Raw genomic sequence first — 14976 nt, 5'->3', positions numbered from 1 at the left:
GCGTGAGATCTTCCACAGTCCCGTTCTCCTCTCGACGGGAGGAAGGTTACCGTGGTGTCCCCCCGCGCTCCCGCCATGCCCGCTGCGCGGCGGCGCTGGGGACCGCGTCGGCGAGGCCGGTGCCGAACAGCAGCGTCTCGGCGATCGCCCGCTGCCGCAGCCGCTCGTCGGCGAACCATGCCGCCCGGTCCTGCAGCGCCGAGAGCTGCCCCAGCATGTCTCCCACCGCCCGTTCCGCGTCGGGCTCGGCCTGGTCGGCGAGCACGACCTGGCGCCGCACCGCCGCCTGCCACAGCTCGCGCCAGTACACCGGCCGCTGCGGCGGCGGCCCCCAGGTGCCCCACCAGCGCCGACGTTCCCGGCCGAGGCGCAGGCTCGCCTCCACCAGGGTCAGATGCGGCTCCCGATGCCCGGCGGCGGACTCCTGCGCCGGCGGCCCGTACCAGTGCCGGGTCAGCATCGGACCGAGGTCGTCCACGGTGCGTACGCCGAGCGCGTCGGGGTGCCAGTCCCGCGCCACCACGGCGATCTCGACGCCGTCACGGTGGCAGCTCGCCGCCCACCAGCGGCCGCCCGCCCGCAGCAGGCGACCCGGCACGGCCACCCCGTCGACGACGACCGTCATGCCGCCCTCGGCCCAGTCGGCCGCGGCGACCGTCTCGCCGTACGCCGCCATGCCGTGCGTCAGCTCCCAGCGCAGCGGGTCCGTGCCCGGCGTGCCGTCCGTGCGGGCGCAGTGCACACCGGCCCAGGGGCCGTGCGCCCGGTCGCCCTCGTGTACGATGCGCACGCCCACGATCCGGCCGTCGGCCTCCTCCAGGCCCGCGAACCGCTCCCGGCCCGGCAGCAGCGGCCCGGCCAGCACGAACACCGGGACGCCGCCCTCCCGCAGCTCCCGGCTGATCCGCTCGCGCTGGCGCACCAGCCGCTCCGGCCCGCCGCCCTCGTGATCCAGTTCCACCACGACCTCCTCCGTCCCCAGTGTGACGGCCGGCCGTGCACCGCACACCGCCGAACGGCCGATCCGAAATGGACGACCTGCCCCGTCCTCGCGTGCGGAGTAGGGTCGGGCGGGTGCGCTCCTACCTCGTACCGGTCGGCCTGCTGACCGCTCTCGCGCTCGCCGCCTGCACCGGACCGGTGGCCGGGCCGGTCTTCGAGCCCGCCGCGGCACCGGCCGCCTCCCCGTCGGCGACGCCGACCGCGACGGCCTCGCCCTCCCCCGCCGCGTCGCCGTCCGCGCCCGCCGTGAAGTACGTGTTCCCGGTGCTCGGCAAGACCTCCTACGGGCGCACCCACCACGACTACCAGGCCACCGACGTGATGGCACCGTGCGGCGCGACGATCGTCGCGGTCACCGACGGCACCGTGCTGGAGGTGTCCCGGGTCGACAGCTGGGACCCGAAGACCGACGACGGCGCGCAGCGGGGCGGGCTGTCGGTGTCGCTGCTCGGCGACGACGGGGTGCGCTACTACGGCTCGCACTTCTCCGCGATCGACGGCCTGATCCGCCCCGGTGAGCGGGTCACCGCCGGGCAGAAGCTGGGCAAGGTCGGCCGCACCGGCCTGGCCAGCGCCTGCCACCTGCACTTCGGCGTCTCGCCGGTCTGCGCGCGTACCGGCGACTGGTGGATCCGCCGCGGCGTGGTCTGGCCCTGGCGCTACCTCGACTCCTGGCGCAGGAACGGCGCCAAGTCCCCCGTCCCCGAGGTCACCACCTGGCAGACCAGACACGGCTGCTCCACCACCCCACCCCCGGGAGCCTGACCACCCACCCGTTTTTGATAGACGTTGGCCTATCTGGATGACAAATCGTTGATCGAAGTCATTCAGATAGGCCAACGTCTATGCAGGACGCAAGCGTCGGGCCGGGCCGGGGCGGGGCGGGGCGGGGCGGGACATGAAAGCGGGGCGGCGCACCGTGGCGCCGCCCCGCTCATCGGGTGATCCAGCACGTCAGCCGACGTGCACCGCGCCCTCGGTCGGCAGGTCCGACTTACGGACCTTGATCAGGACCGCGATGATGATCGCCGAGAACACCAGCAGCCCGCCGCCCCACGCGAACGCCACCGTGTACCCGTGCACCGCCGCCTCGGCCAGCACGGCCTGCGGGTCGGTGGTCGGGCTCATGTGCTCGGTCGCGTACGCCGTGGTGGCGTTGAGCGCGAACGTGCTCAGCAGGGCCGCGCCGAGCGAGCCGCCGACCTGCTGGGTGGCGTTGAGCGTGGCGCTGGCCGCACCGGCGTCGTGCTGCGGCACGCCGACCAGCGCGAGGCTGGACAGCGGCACGAAGGTGAAGCCGAGGCCGAGGCCGAGCACGAGCGCGCCGGGCAGCACGTGGCTGGCGTACGCGGTGTCGACGCCGATCTGCGTCAGGAACAGCATCGCGCCCGCGGCGAGCACCGCACCGGTGAGCATCAGCGGCTTGGCGCCGAGCTTGGGCAGCAGCTGGCTGGCGATACCGGCGGAGATGAACACGCCCGCGGAGACCGGCAGCGAGGCCAGGCCGGCCTCGACCGGGGTGTAGCCGAGGGTGCCCTGGAAGTAGAAGGTCAGGAAGAAGAACGCGCCCATCAGGCCGGCACCGGTCAGGGTGCTGGACAGGTACGCGCCGCCGCGGTTGCGGTCGAGCAGGATGCGCAGCGGCAGCAGCGGGTTCTTCGAGAACTTCTGGATGAACACGAACACGATCAGCAGGGCCACGCCGGCGCCCATGAAGCCCAGCGCCTCGGTCGACTCCCAGCCGTGCTCCGGCTCGGCGGCCTTGGTGAGGCCGTAGACCAGGGCGACGAGGCCTAGCGTGACGGCGATCGCGCCGGGCACGTCGTAGCGGGTGTCGCCGTGGGCCTTGCTCTCCGGCACGACCGGCACGGCCGCGAAGATGGCGACCGCCGCGATCGGGATGTTGACCAGCAGGCACCAGCGCCAGTCGAAGTACTCGGTGAGCACGCCGCCGAGCAGCAGGCCGAGCGCCGCGCCGCCGCCGGCGATGGCGCCGTACACGGCGAACGCCTTGGCGCGCTCCTTGGCCTCGGTGAACAGCACTGTCAGCAGCGCGAGGCCGGCCGGGGCGAGCAGCGCGCCGAAGGCGCCCTGCAGGCCGCGCGCGGCGAACAGGCTCAGGCCGTCCCAGGCGAGACCGCCCAGCGCCGAGGCGAGCGCGAAGCCGATCGCACCCGCGATGAAGGTCCGCTTGCGGCCCCAGTAGTCGGCGATGCGGCCGCCGAGCAGCAGCAGACCACCGAAGGTCAGCGTGTACGCGGTGAGCACCCACTGCCGGTCCGCGTCGCTGATGTCCAGCGCGTGCTGCATCTCGGGCAGGGCGATGTTCACGATGGTCGCGTCGAGGACCACCATGAGCTGGGCGATCGCGATGATGGTGAGCGCCAGCCAGCGCCGGGGGTGCAGGGCCGGAGCGGCGGGCTCCGGAGACTCCGTGCGGGAGACCGTGGCGGTCATCGTTGTGCCTTTCGACGGGGGTGTGCGGTCGGGCCGCGACGTCGTCGCCGACCCGGGCCAGGTGCTCCTCGTCGAGCGGGCTGGCCGGTGACCGGGCAGCGTCTCGCGGTGGCTCAGCGAGCGCGCCAGGGTGGGGGGAGTTGCGGAACGACACGGTTCCGTTATTGACCTTACGCAGGTCGCGGGGCCGTGCGCGCTCCCCTGAGAGCGGGATCACCCGATCGACGACGGCCTTTTCGATCACTCATGTCGCCCTCCGGACACGTGGCGCATGATGATCGGGAGAGGTGGTGGCGAACGGACCCATCCGCGTGCGCGGCGGCGCCGAATGAGTTGTGGTACCCAAGTGACGGGTGAAACACCTCTGCCCCGGAAGGGCGTGACAGTGAACGGTGACGAGCAGCCGTACCAGCGGCCCGATCATCTGGCCCGGGTGCCCGACGCCCCCGCGCCCGTCGACGCCGCGGCCCTGCTGCGGGCGGTCGCCCGCGGCGACGAGGCGGCGTTCACCAGGCTCTACGACCTGGTCGCGCCCCGCGTGTACGGCCTGGCCCGGCGGGTGCTGCGCGATCCGGCGCAGGCCGAGGAGGTGGCGCAGGAGGCACTGCTGGAGGTGTGGCGTACGGCGACCCGCTTCGACCCCGCGCGGGGCTCCGCGACCGCCTGGATCTTCACGATCACGCACCGGCGGGCGGTGGACCGGGTGCGCTCGGAGCAGGCCGCGCTGGACCGGGAGCGGCGGCTGGCGCCGGAGGCGGCGCAGACCCCGGCCGACGAGGTGGTCGAGCAGGCCACCGCGCAGCTGCAGCGGCAGCAGGTGCGCCGCTGCCTCAAGACGCTGACCGAGCTGCAGCGGGAGGCGATCACCCTGGCCTACTACGGCGGCTACACCTACCAGCAGGTGGCGCAGCTGCTCGGGGCCGGGCTGCCCACGGTCAAGACCCGCATGCGCGACGGCCTGATCCGGCTGCGCGACTGCCTCGGCGTGGAGGTGGCGGCATGAGAATCATGGGCTTCGGTGGAACTCATGGCGGCGCCGAGCGGAGCGGGGTGGCGGCATGAGCGAGCACAGTGAGATCCACTCGCTGGCGGGGGCGTACGTGCTGCACGCGCTCGACGAGTCCGAACGCGAGACGTTCGCGCAGCATCTGCGCGGCTGCTCGGCGTGCGCGGCCGAGGTGACCGAGCTGAACGAGACCGCGGCCCGGCTGGCCGAGGACACCTGGTCGGTGCCGCCGCCGGGGATGCGCGACCAGGTGCTGTCGGCGGTGCGGCGGACCCGCCAGCTCCCGCCGGCCCGGCCGGTGCGCGAGCGGCGGGGTGCGCGGGCCCGGTGGTGGCGGCATCCGGCGGCGCTGACCGCGGCCGCGTGCCTGCTGGTCGCGGCACTGGTCGGCGGCACGTACGCGGTGCAGGAGCAGCGGGTGCGCTCCGAGCAGGCGGCGGCGCAGGCGGCGCGGCAGGAGCTGGCGCGCACGCAGGCGGTGCTCACCGCGCCGGACGCGACCGTGCGCACGGCCGACGTGCAGGGCGGCGGCAAGGTCACCGTGGTGGCCGCGCCGAGCCGCAACGCCGCGGTGGTCCTGCTGGCCACGCACTCGCCGGGCGCGCAGAAGGCGTACCAGTTCTGGCTGATGGACGGTGCCACGCCGCGCTCGGTCGGGGTGCTCGCCGCCGGGCAGAGCACCGCCACGCACCTGGTCGACGGCGTGGACGCCGCGGACGCGCTGGGTGTGACGGTGGAGCCGGCGGGCGGCTCGACCACCCCGACTCTACCTATCGTCGCCCAGATACCTATGAAATAGAAAAAATCAGACAAAATTTGAGCCAATCGCGCCAAACCATGACGGGTTCAGTGTCGAATCACGGTGGAGGTTTCCACCGGAGAAAGGACCACCGTCATGTACGGGAAGAGGAAGCTCACGACGGTCTTCGCCGTCGCCGCGTTCTCGCTCTCGCTAGGCCTCGCAGCCTGCGGAAGCGAGAACGCGACCACCCCGACCGCGCAGCCGACCGGCGTGCCCACGGCCGTGCCCACGACCGTGCCGACCGGCACAGCGACGCCGGGGGCCGCGGGCGTGTTCGGGCCGGGGTGCGGCACGCTCCCCACGGACCCGGCCAACCCAGGCAGCCTGGAGATGATGGCCCAGCAGCCCGTGGCCACCGCGGCCGCGGCAAACCCGCAGCTGGCCACGCTCACCGCGGCCGTGCAGCAGGCGGGCCTGGCCGACACGCTCAACAGCGCCGAGGCGGTCACCGTCTTCGCACCGGTCAACGAGGCGTTCGCGAAGATCCCGAAGGAGCAGCTCGACCAGGTGCTGGCCAACCCGGAGCAGCTCAAGAAGATCCTGACCTACCACGTGGTGGGCCAGAAGGTCGCCGCGGACAAGATCGCCGGCACCCACCAGACCCTGGAGGGTCAGGACATCACGGTCACCGGCAGCGGCCAGGACTTCAAGGTCAACGACACCGCGACCATCATCTGCGGCAACATCCCGACCCGCAACGGCGTGGTCTACCTCGTCGACGGCGTCCTCATGCCGCCGTCCTGACGGACGGGAGGGCACCTTCCCACGCGTCCCTGGCGGAAGGTGCCCTCCACCCTCCTGGAGGCACCCCATGCGACAGCTGATCCGCCCAGCCCTCACCGGGCTGCTGGCCGCAGCGGGCGGCATCGCCACCGCGGAGCTCGTCGCCTCGCTCACCCGCCCCGAAGCCTCACCGCTGGTCGCCATCGGCGGCACCGTCATCGACGCCACCCCGACGCCGGTGAAGGAGTACGCGGTCAGCACCTTCGGCACGTACGACAAGCCCCTGCTCATCGGCACGATCCTGCTGGTACTCGCGGCCCTGGCCGCCGCGGCGGGCGTGCTCGCGGTGCGCCACCGCACCGCGGCACTGGTCCTGGTCGGGCTGCTCGGCCTGGGCGGCGCGGCCGCCGCGCTGACCCGCCCCGGCGGACGCCCGCTCGACGCCCTGCCCGCCCTGCTGGCCGGCGCGGTGTCGGCGGCCCTGCTCGCGTGGCTCGCCCCGAAGGCCGCCCCCGCCCCGATCTCTCCCGCACCCCCGCCCCCATCCCCAGGGGCACAGGCGGGACAGCCCGGCTCGGATCGGGCGGGGACCGGGCGGCGCGGGTTCCTCGTCGCGGCCGGGCTGGTGGCGCTGGGAACGGCGCTGGCCGGAGGCGTCGCGGCGCTGGTCCGCAGGCGCGGCGCGCAGGCCGCCGACCAGGCCCGCGGACAGATCACCCTGCCCGCCCCGGCCGACCCCGCGCCGCCGGCGTTGACCACGCCCGGCTTCTACACCCCGAACCAGGACTTCTACCGCGTCGACATCGCGCTGACCGTGCCCCGGATCGACCCGCGCGACTGGACCCTGAAGATCACCGGCAGGGTCGACCGCCCCGTCGAGCTCACCTTCGACGACCTGATCAAACGGCCGCTGACGGAGCGGGACATCACGCTCAACTGCGTATCCAACGAGGTCGGCGGCCCGTACGTCGGGACCGCCCGCTGGCTCGGCGTGCCGCTGGCGCCACTGCTGCGCGCGGCAGGCGTGCAGGCCGGCGCGGACCAGCTCGTGGCGCGCGCGGCGGACGGGATCACCATCGGCACCCCGGTCGCCACCGTGCTCGACGGCCGGGACGCGATGCTGGCGCTGGCCATGAACGGGCAGCCCCTGCCGCTGGAGCACGGCTTCCCGATCCGCATGCTGACGCCCGGCCTGTACGGGTACGTCGGCGCGGCAAAGTGGATCACCGAGCTGGAGCTGACGACGTTCGCGACCTACGACGCCTACTGGACCCAGCGCGGCTGGGCGGCGCAGGCGCCGGTGAAGACGGCCTCGCGCATCGACCGGCCCAAGGCGTTCGCGCGGCTCGCGCCGGGGCCGGTGACCGTGGCCGGGGTGGCCTGGGCGCAGCGCCGCGGCATCAGCGCGGTCGAGGTGCAGGTCGACGGCGACCCGTGGCGGCAGGCCACGCTGCTGCCGACGGCCTCGACCGACACCTGGGTGCAGTGGACCTGGGACTGGGCCGCCACGAAGGGCAGCCACACGCTGCGGGTCCGCGCCACCGACGGCACCGGGCAGGTGCAGCCCGAGCAGCGGGCCGACCCGTTCCCGGACGGCGCGACCGGCTGGCACACGCTCGTGATGACGGTCGGCTGAGGGTGGAGATGCGACGATGACTGCCGTGACCGGAGAACACGACCTGGCGTTGCTGCTGCGCGGGCTGCAGCCGCAGCGGCACCCGTACGAGTACGTCTTCACCACCATCACGGGCACCGTCCCGCCGGGGGTGCACCCGGTCGTGACGGTGGCCGAGCCGGAGGGCACCACGCTGGTCGTGATGCGTGCCGAGGCGGACGTGGCCGGGCTGCCCTATGACTTCGTGGCCACCTGGATCACGCTGCGCGTGCACTCGGCGCTGGACGCGGTCGGGCTGACCGCCGCCGTCTCCGGCGCGCTGGCCGAGCTCGGCATGAGCTGCAACGTGGTGGCCGGCTACTTCCACGACCACCTGTTCGTACGCTGCGCCGACGCCGACCGCGCCATGGCGGTGCTGGCCGCCCTGTCCACCGGGACGCAGCCGGTCGGCGCCTGACCCGCCCCGCGAGCGTGCGGGTCGCCTCCGCGGGCGGTGCACGGCCGCCTCAGCCGAACGCCCGCGACCAGTCCGCCGCCTCGTCCTCGCTGTACCAGCGGGTGAAGCCGCAGGGCCAGGCGACCGGGTCGGTGAGCGTCCGGGCGCCCCACCGGTCCTCCCCGGACACCAGGAGGCGCCGGCCGACCCGGTAGGCGACGGTGTCCACGCTGCCACCCGCGGACAGCATCGCGATCGTGATCCGCTCGGCGGTGCCGCCGCGATACCAGTGGTTCACCCGGAAGGTCACGGGCGCGTACAGGTCGAGCGGATCGCCGGGGGCCCGTCCCGTCCCGACGGCGACCACCTCGCCGTCGAACGCGAACCGCCGCGTGGCGAGGTTCGGCAGCGTGTACTGCTCGACGCAGCTCATGGTCTGCGACCCCCCGAACACATCGCCCCGTGGCGCGGGTGACGCCGTCGACACCGCCGGGGATGCGGCCTGCGGTGACGGCACGGCCGGGGACGCGGCCAGGGACGGCACGGCCGACAGCGGGCCCGGCTCGTCCCCGGAACCGAACAGGCCCGGCACCACGACCGCGGCGAGCACCACCGTAGCGACCCCTGCGGAGACCAGCAGCGGACGCACCCGACGGCCCGCCCGGACCGCCCGGACCGCCGTCGCAGCGGTGTCCGTCCTGGTGATCTCCTCGAACAGGGCGTCCCTGGCGGCACCGTCGCCGAGCGCCGCGACGCTCTCCGCGCCGAGCCGGGTGGCCTGCCTGACGTGGCCGTACAGCCGTTCGTGTCGCTCGGCCATCGTCTTCGTCCCTTCCCGCCTCCGCGGCTGTGCCGCCTGCCTGTCCATGTCCGGCCGCGCCGGGCTGTTACACGGTCACCCCCGGCCGACGCCAGCTCGCGGGCGAACCGCGTCCGCGCGCGATGCAGGGATCCGGCGCGCCCGGCCGCCCGGCCCCGCACCCACCGGGCCGTGTCAACGGGTCGGGGTTGACACGGGCACCTTCTACTACACATGGCGTGGTGAAGGTGCCCTTCCTTGCGGTGTACTCCCAGGGGGAGTAGGCGGGGTGACTCCCGGTGTGCGACGACGGGGGTGCTGATCCGGGCCTAGCGTGGTGGGCATGACCTGGGACCATCCGGACCGACCCAGCCGCGCACGGCTGTTCCCCCTGATCATCGCGTTCATCCAGATCATCGGCGTCACCTTCGCGAGCCGGTTCGCCGCCACTCAGGTGCCCGAGGCGCCGTTCCGGACGCTGGACCTGCTCGGGTACGCCCTGCTGGCCGGTTCGGCGGCGGCGATGTGGCTGTGGCACGTGCACATGACCGCCGCGCTGGCGACGGTGACCGCGCTGACCGGGACGTACGTCTCGCTCGGTTACCCGCCCGGCCCGTTCTTCCTCGCCTTCCTGTTCACGCTGGTCGGCGCCGTGGTGCTCGGCCACCGGCTCGCCGCGTGGGTCACCGCCCTCGCGGGCTGGCTGGTGTTCGTGTTGCTCGGCTGGGACAACCACCAGCTCGTGTGGCGGGCCGTGGTGTCGGCGGCCGTGCTGACCGGGGTGCTGCTGATCGCCCAGGTGATCGCCAGCAACCGCGCCCGGCTGCTGGAGCAGCGCCGCCGCCGCGCCGGCGACGAGCGGCTGCGCATCGCCCGCGAGGTGCACGACGTCGTCGCCCACCACATCTCCCTGATCAACGTGCAGGCCGGGGTGGCGCTGCACCTGCTCGACGACGACCCGGAGCAGGCCCGCACCGCGCTCGCCGCGATCAAGCAGGCCAGCCGGGACACCCTGCGCGAGCTGCGGCAGACCCTCGGCGTGCTGCGCGGCGTGGACGAGCAGGCCCCGCGCAGCCCCGCCCCCAGCCTGGACCGGATCGACGAGCTGGTCGACCGCTTCGCCACGGCCGGGCTGCGGGTCGAGGTCCGCACCACCGGACAGCCCCGCGCGCTGCCGACCGCGGTCGACCTGGCGGCGTACCGGATCGTGCAGGAGTCGCTGACCAACGTGCACCGCCACGCCGGAGTCGACAGCGCGCAGGTCACCGTCGGCTACAACACCGACGAGGTGGTCCTCGACATCACCGACCGGGGCCGGGGCGGCGACGCCGCCGAGGGCAACGGCCTGTCCGGCATCCGCGAGCGGGTCGCCTCGCTGGGCGGCACCGTCGCCGCGGGCCCCCGGCCCGAGGGCGGGTTCACCGTCTGCGCCGTCCTGCCCACCGGAGGCGACTCATGATCAAGGTGCTGCTCGTGGACGACCAGGCGCTGGTCCGCGCCGGGTTCCGGGCCCTGCTGTCCGCGCAGGACGACATCACCGTCGTGGGCGAGGCCCCCGACGGCGAGGAGGGGGTACGCCAGACCGCCGCGCTGCACCCCGACGTCGTGCTCATGGACATCCGCATGCCCCGGCTGGACGGCATCGAGGCCACCCGCCGCATCGCCGCCGACCCCGCGCTGGCCGACGTCAAGGTCGTCATCCTGACCACGTTCGACCTCGACGAGTACGTCTTCGACGCGCTGCGCGACGGGGCCAGCGGCTTCCTGGTCAAGGACACCGAACCCGCCGACCTGATCCAGGCGGTGCGGGTGGTCGCCCGCGGCGACGCGCTGCTGTCCCCCGGCGTCACCCGGCGCCTGATCGCCGAGTACGCCCAGCGCTCGCGCCGCCCCCGGGACAACGCCCGCACGGCCGCGCTGGACGCGCTCACCGACCGCGAGCGCGAGGTGATGGCCCTGGTCGCCGCCGGGCTGTCCAACGACGAGATCGCCGAGCGGCTGTTCGTCAGCCCCGCCACCGCCAAGACCCACGTCAGCCGGGCGATGGTGAAGCTCGGCGTGCGCGACCGGGCCCACCTGGTCGTCGAGGCGTACGAGTCGGGCCTGGTCCGGCCCGGATGGACAGGAGAATGACCATGCCCGCCCCCGCCCCCGCCACAGGCGCCCCGACCCGGCCTGCGCGCACCGCTCCCCCGCAGCCGCGCCGGCTGCCCCGCAACGCGCGCCGCCTCCTGCTCACCATCCACGTCGTCACCTCGGTCGGCTGGCTCGGCGTCGCCTACGCGCTGCTGGTCATGGCGCTGACCGCGCAGTCCTCCGGCGACGCGGCGACCAGGCTGGCGACGTACTCCCTGATGCTGTCCTTCGACACCGCCGCGATGCTGCCGCTGGGCCTGGCCGCCCTGGTCACCGGCGTGATCCTGGGCCTGGGCACGCACTGGGGCCTGCTGCGCCACTGGTGGGTCGCGGTCAAACTGGTGCTGAACATCGCCGTGCTCGTCGTGCCGATGCTGACCCGCCACCCGGCCCTGGTCGACGCCGTCGACGCGGCCCGCGCCGGCACGCTCACCGAACCCGCCATGCAGGTCATGGACGGCTCCATCGCCTCCGTCATCGTCCTGACCACCGCCACCGTCCTGTCCGTCTACAAACCCTGGGGCAAGACCGGCGCCCCCCTCTAGATCACCCGACTTGCCAGGCAACTGGGCGTATCTTGGACCGACTTTCGCCCACTTGCCTGGCAAGTCGGATGATCTTGGCCCGCCCCACCGTCCGCACCGCCCGCCGCGGCCCGGACGGATCCACGGCCTGTTCACACGGACACGCGGACGGTTAACCCGCCTGCAACAGCCGGTCGATAGCATCGGCGACCATCAACGCGGCTGACGACGGCGTCACTTCGGGTCGCTTCGGAGCAAATCGGGAGTCCGCTATGGCACAGCACCTCCTGGTGGTCGACTTCGGCACGTACCAGACCACGGCGGCACTCGTCGCCGGGACGCAGGTCCACCCCGTTCCATGCCCGGTCACCGGGGCGCTGAGCTGGCCCTCGGCGGTATGCCTCGACGGCGAGAGCCTGCTCGTCGGCACGGCCGCCGTGCTGCGGCGCGACACCCTGCCCCGCTGGTTCGCCGCCGGGCCGCGCCAGGCGCTGGACACCGGCGGGCCGGTGCGCCTCGGCGACCGGCAGGCCACCGGCCAGGAGGTGCTCGCGGCATACCTGGGGGTGCTGCGGCTGGAGGCCGAACACCGCCACGGGGTCAAGGTCGACCGGCTCGCGCTGACCGTGCCCGACTCCTACGGCCCGCAGGACCGGCGGCGCGAGGCGCTCATCGCGCTCGCGAGCGAAGCCGGGTTCCCCGACGTCGAGCTGGTCGGCGACGCGGCCGCGGCGGTGCTGGACCCGTACACCCACGGCGACCAGCCCGACGGCGCGCTGGTGCTGGTCTGCGACCTGGGCGCGTCCTGGTCGGTGTCGCTGGCGCGGGTGCACGACGAGCGCACCGACATCCTGGCGCACGAGACCTCGGGCAGCGGGCAGGACTTCGACCTGCTGCTCGTCAACGACCTGCGCGCGGCGCTGCACGACTGGCTGTCCCCGGCGCTGCAGGCGGGCGGCGACGCGGGCCTGCTCGCCCGGTACGCCGCGGGCGACTTCGTGCGCTCGGTCAAGCACCGGCTGTCCGAGTCGGAGGAGGTCGCCGACCGGATCACCCCGGCCGCCCCGCCATACCGGCTCGACCGCGGCGGGCTGCACCGGCTGGCCGAGCCGACGCTGCGCTGGCTGGCCGCGAGCTGCCGGGCCGTGGTCGCGCGGGCCGGGTTCACGCTGGCCGACGTCACCGGCGTGCTGCTGGTCGGCGGTGCGTCGCGGCTGCCCGCGGCCCGCGCGGTGCTGCGCGCCGAGCTGGGCCGCCCGGTGCGGCACCCCACCGACCCGGAGCACGCGGTGATCCGCGGCGCCGCCCGCTGGGCGGGCCGGGTCGCCGCCCGCCGCGTGCCGGCCAACACCGCGACATGGCGCATGGAGCCGCTGAGCTGGGACGTACCCGACGGCCGGACGCGGCTGGTGCGCTGGCTGGTCGAGCCGGGCGCGCAGTACGGCACCGGCGCGACGCTGGCCCAGGTGCGCACCGCCGACGACCGGGTGTACGACCTCACCGCCCAGCGCGACGGCATCCTCATGGAGCAGCGGGTCGCCCCGGGCGGCCTGCTGACCTCGGACACGGTCGCGGCGATGAGCCGCTCGGCGAAGCTGATCAGCGGCGACCGGGCCGCCAAGCGGCACCGCATGCGCGCCACCGGCGACTGGCTGCTCACCCCCGACCACGAGCTGCTCGTGGAGTGCGAACGCACCGGCGCGTACGTGCGCACGCGTTCCATCGCCACCGGCGCGGTGGTCAACGAGATCCGGCCCCGGCAGCGCGTCGAGTCGGTCCAGGGCCGGGTGTTCGTCGCCCCCGGCGACCGGCTCGCGCTCGTGTCCTGGGACCACGACGGCCACTTCGCCGTCTGGGACGTCGCCAGCGGCGAGCTGACCAGCAGCTTCAAGGCCGCGCCGAACAACAAGCCGGTCCGGGTGCTGGTGCACGAGGGCCACTGGCGGCTGATCGCCGAGGCCGACCGGAAGGTCCACGTCGGACGGTACGTGCGAGACGTGGCGACGCTGTGGGACCTGGGCACCGGCACCGTCATCGAGGAGATGGTCGGCGAGGACCTGTTCCGCCGCTACGCCGGGTTCACCGACCGCAGCCCGCACGACGGGTTCGCGCCCGAGTGCGACAGCCCGGACGGGCGGCTGCGGGCGGGCGCGGCGGGCAGCGCGGTGTGGCTGCACGAGGCGGGCACGGACGAGGAGGTGTTCCGCACCGACATCAGCGACGCCCGCTCGGTGCGCACCGCGTTCAGCGCCGACGGCCACCACCTGCTGGCCCGCTGGAACACCGCCGACACCACCTGCGTGGACGTCTGGCAGGTGTAGGGACCGCGACGGCGCGCGCACCTGCCCGCCCGCGCGTATCCTTGCCCGGTGGTGCTGCGGTTCCAGACGCGCGGGTCTGACTCGACCTGGGTCGGCACCGTGTGGACCTGCACGAGCGAGCAGGTCACGCAGATGACCTCCGTCGCCGCGGTGAGCTGGGGCCTGGTGTTCTGGCAGCACGAGGGCAGGGCGTACGCGACCGTCTCCGGTCCCGAGACCAGGGCCGGCACCGCGCCCGTGCCCGAAGGGGCCTCCTTCGTCGGCGTCGAGTTCGCCGTGGGCACGTCGCTGCGGTCCCTGCCCGCGGCCGCGCTCGTGGACGGGGGCGTCGAACTGCCCGACACCACCCGCCGCACCTTCCGGCTGGACGGCGCCCGCTGGGAGACCCCCGGCCCCGACGACGTCGAGGCCCTGGTCGACCGCCTGGTCCGGGCCGGTGCGGTGGTCCGTGACCCGCTGGTCGCCGAGGTGCTCCGGGGCCGTCGCCCGGACGTGTCGCCACGCACCCTGGAGCGGCGGTTCCAGGCGGCGACCGGGCTCACCCAGGGCACGGTGCGCCAGGTCGAACGCGCCCGCGAGGCCGCGACGCTGCTGGCCGCGGGCGTGCCGATCGCCGAGGTCGTCTGTGGACTGGAGTATTTCGACGCGCCGCACCTGGCCCGGGCGCTGCGCCGCTACGTCGGGCGTACGGCGCGCCAGCTCCAGGACGGCGCGGGCGGCGCGATCGCGCTGAGCCTGGGTCAGGCCGCGACGTCGTAGACCAGCTTGACGATGCCGTTGGGGTAGCTCTCGGACGCCCGCAGCTTCAGCACCTGCTTGTCGATGTCGGCCTTGCTGAACAGGCTCTTGCCCGCGCCGAGCAGCACCGGGAAGACCAGCAGGTGGTACCGGTCGATCAGGCCGGCCTCGGCCAGGCGCCGGGCGAGCTCCGCGCTGCCGTGGATGAAGATCGCGCCGCCCTCGCCCTTCTTGAGCTCCGCGACGTCGTCGGTCGAGCGCAGGATCGCCGTCTCGCCCCACCCGTCGACGAGCGCGTCGTCGCCCAGCGTGGCCGACACGACGTACTTGGGCAGCTCCTTGTAGGCGGCGTGGTCGTCGGAGTCGCGCCAGACCGGCGCGAACACCTCGTAGCTGCGGCGGCCGAACATCAGCGCG

At 74.0% G+C, this 14976-nt stretch carries 15 protein-coding genes; 11 read left to right on the top strand and 4 right to left on the bottom strand.

Annotation, left to right across the window (positions count from 1 at the left end; genetic code table 11):
• Nucleotides 1-46: 46 nt before the first annotated feature.
• Nucleotides 47-961, bottom strand: coding sequence for a hypothetical protein (locus tag AB0J67_RS33345; protein ID WP_363488391.1), 915 nt, complete (start codon nt 959-961; stop codon nt 47-49).
• Nucleotides 962-1029: 68 nt separating this feature from the next.
• Here AB0J67_RS33345 and AB0J67_RS33340 point away from each other — a divergent pair, with 68 nt between their 5' ends.
• A complete protein-coding gene (locus AB0J67_RS33340; protein ID WP_363488389.1) occupies nt 1030-1767 on the top strand; it encodes a M23 family metallopeptidase in 738 nt (245 codons plus the stop codon).
• A gap of 189 nt (nt 1768-1956) precedes the next feature.
• On the opposite strand, the gene AB0J67_RS33335 is transcribed toward AB0J67_RS33340, so the two are convergent.
• The gene (locus tag AB0J67_RS33335) at nt 1957-3459 is read right to left on the bottom strand and encodes an MFS transporter (protein WP_363488387.1); all 1503 of its coding nucleotides are present in this window, start codon (nt 3457-3459) and stop codon (nt 1957-1959) included.
• Nucleotides 3460-3883: 424 nt separating this feature from the next.
• Between AB0J67_RS33335 and sigK the strand changes: the two genes are divergently transcribed.
• From sigK to AB0J67_RS33310, 5 genes are all read left to right on the top strand, one after another.
• Entirely contained in the window at nt 3884-4462 is a 579-nt protein-coding gene (sigK, locus tag AB0J67_RS33330; protein WP_363488393.1) for an ECF RNA polymerase sigma factor SigK, read from the top strand.
• Between the two features lie 55 nt (nt 4463-4517).
• Entirely contained in the window at nt 4518-5264 is a 747-nt protein-coding gene (locus AB0J67_RS33325) for an anti-sigma factor (protein WP_363488385.1), read from the top strand.
• A 96-nt stretch (nt 5265-5360) separates the two neighbouring features.
• Nucleotides 5361-6011, top strand: a complete 651-nt coding sequence (locus AB0J67_RS33320; protein WP_363488383.1) for a fasciclin domain-containing protein — start codon at nt 5361-5363, stop codon at nt 6009-6011.
• A 67-nt stretch (nt 6012-6078) separates the two neighbouring features.
• Nucleotides 6079-7626 (top strand): molybdopterin-dependent oxidoreductase, encoded by a 1548-nt coding sequence (locus tag AB0J67_RS33315; RefSeq protein WP_363488381.1) that lies wholly within the window; start codon nt 6079-6081, stop codon nt 7624-7626.
• 25 nt (nt 7627-7651) lie between these two features.
• Entirely contained in the window at nt 7652-8062 is a 411-nt protein-coding gene (locus tag AB0J67_RS33310) for an ACT domain-containing protein (RefSeq protein ID WP_363488379.1), read from the top strand.
• 49 nt (nt 8063-8111) lie between these two features.
• On the opposite strand, the gene AB0J67_RS33305 is transcribed toward AB0J67_RS33310, so the two are convergent.
• Nucleotides 8112-8861: a hypothetical protein gene (locus tag AB0J67_RS33305; protein ID WP_363488377.1), complete on the bottom strand. Its 750-nt coding sequence runs from the start codon at nt 8859-8861 to the stop codon at nt 8112-8114.
• 322 nt (nt 8862-9183) lie between these two features.
• On the opposite strand from AB0J67_RS33305, the gene AB0J67_RS33300 reads away from it, so the two are divergent.
• The 5 genes from AB0J67_RS33300 (at nt 9184) to AB0J67_RS33280 (ending at nt 14580) form a co-directional block, all read left to right on the top strand.
• Nucleotides 9184-10299, top strand: a complete 1116-nt coding sequence (locus AB0J67_RS33300; RefSeq protein WP_363488375.1) for a sensor histidine kinase — start codon at nt 9184-9186, stop codon at nt 10297-10299.
• Nucleotides 10296-10973, top strand: a complete 678-nt coding sequence (locus AB0J67_RS33295; protein ID WP_363488373.1) for a response regulator transcription factor — start codon at nt 10296-10298, stop codon at nt 10971-10973. The genes AB0J67_RS33300 and AB0J67_RS33295 overlap by 4 nt, the downstream gene beginning before the upstream one ends.
• Nucleotides 10974-10975: 2 nt before the next feature.
• A complete protein-coding gene (locus AB0J67_RS33290) occupies nt 10976-11521 on the top strand; it encodes a DUF2269 family protein (protein WP_363488371.1) in 546 nt (181 codons plus the stop codon).
• 251 nt (nt 11522-11772) lie between these two features.
• On the top strand, nt 11773-13821 hold the full coding sequence (locus tag AB0J67_RS33285; protein WP_363488369.1) for an Hsp70 family protein: 2049 nt from the start codon (nt 11773-11775) through the stop codon (nt 13819-13821).
• Between the two features lie 48 nt (nt 13822-13869).
• Nucleotides 13870-14580: a helix-turn-helix domain-containing protein gene (locus tag AB0J67_RS33280; RefSeq protein ID WP_363488367.1), complete on the top strand. Its 711-nt coding sequence runs from the start codon at nt 13870-13872 to the stop codon at nt 14578-14580.
• Here AB0J67_RS33280 and AB0J67_RS33275 read toward each other — a convergent pair.
• On the bottom strand, nt 14562-14976 hold a 415-nt coding region (locus tag AB0J67_RS33275; RefSeq protein ID WP_363488365.1), incomplete at its 5' end, for a dihydrofolate reductase family protein. The two genes, AB0J67_RS33280 and AB0J67_RS33275, sit on opposite strands and share 19 nt — an antisense overlap.

It is taken from the genome of Catellatospora sp. NPDC049609 (genome assembly GCF_040675365.1).
In the GTDB taxonomy this organism is placed as follows: Bacteria; Actinomycetota; Actinomycetes; order Mycobacteriales; family Micromonosporaceae; genus Catellatospora.
The sequence above is the reverse complement of the archived record's forward strand: the minus strand, read 5'-3'. Positions and strand labels throughout refer to the sequence as shown.

Bases quoted from the DNA above. Each gene is read 5' to 3' on its own strand.
- AB0J67_RS33340 (WP_363488389.1), top strand. From the start codon at position 1,030: ATGGACGACCTGCCCCGTCCTCGCGTGCGGAGTAGGGTCGGGCGGGTG.
- AB0J67_RS33335 (WP_363488387.1), bottom strand. From the start codon at position 3,459: ATGACCGCCACGGTCTCCCGCACGGAGTCTCCGGAGCCCGCCGCTCCG.
- AB0J67_RS33325 (WP_363488385.1), top strand. From the start codon at position 4,518: ATGAGCGAGCACAGTGAGATCCACTCGCTGGCGGGGGCGTACGTGCTG.
- AB0J67_RS33320 (WP_363488383.1), top strand. From the start codon at position 5,361: ATGTACGGGAAGAGGAAGCTCACGACGGTCTTCGCCGTCGCCGCGTTC.
- AB0J67_RS33315 (WP_363488381.1), top strand. From the start codon at position 6,079: ATGCGACAGCTGATCCGCCCAGCCCTCACCGGGCTGCTGGCCGCAGCG.
- AB0J67_RS33305 (WP_363488377.1), bottom strand. From the start codon at position 8,861: ATGGCCGAGCGACACGAACGGCTGTACGGCCACGTCAGGCAGGCCACC.
- AB0J67_RS33300 (WP_363488375.1), top strand. From the start codon at position 9,184: ATGACCTGGGACCATCCGGACCGACCCAGCCGCGCACGGCTGTTCCCC.
- AB0J67_RS33295 (WP_363488373.1), top strand. From the start codon at position 10,296: ATGATCAAGGTGCTGCTCGTGGACGACCAGGCGCTGGTCCGCGCCGGG.
- AB0J67_RS33290 (WP_363488371.1), top strand. From the start codon at position 10,976: ATGCCCGCCCCCGCCCCCGCCACAGGCGCCCCGACCCGGCCTGCGCGC.
- AB0J67_RS33285 (WP_363488369.1), top strand. From the start codon at position 11,773: ATGGCACAGCACCTCCTGGTGGTCGACTTCGGCACGTACCAGACCACG.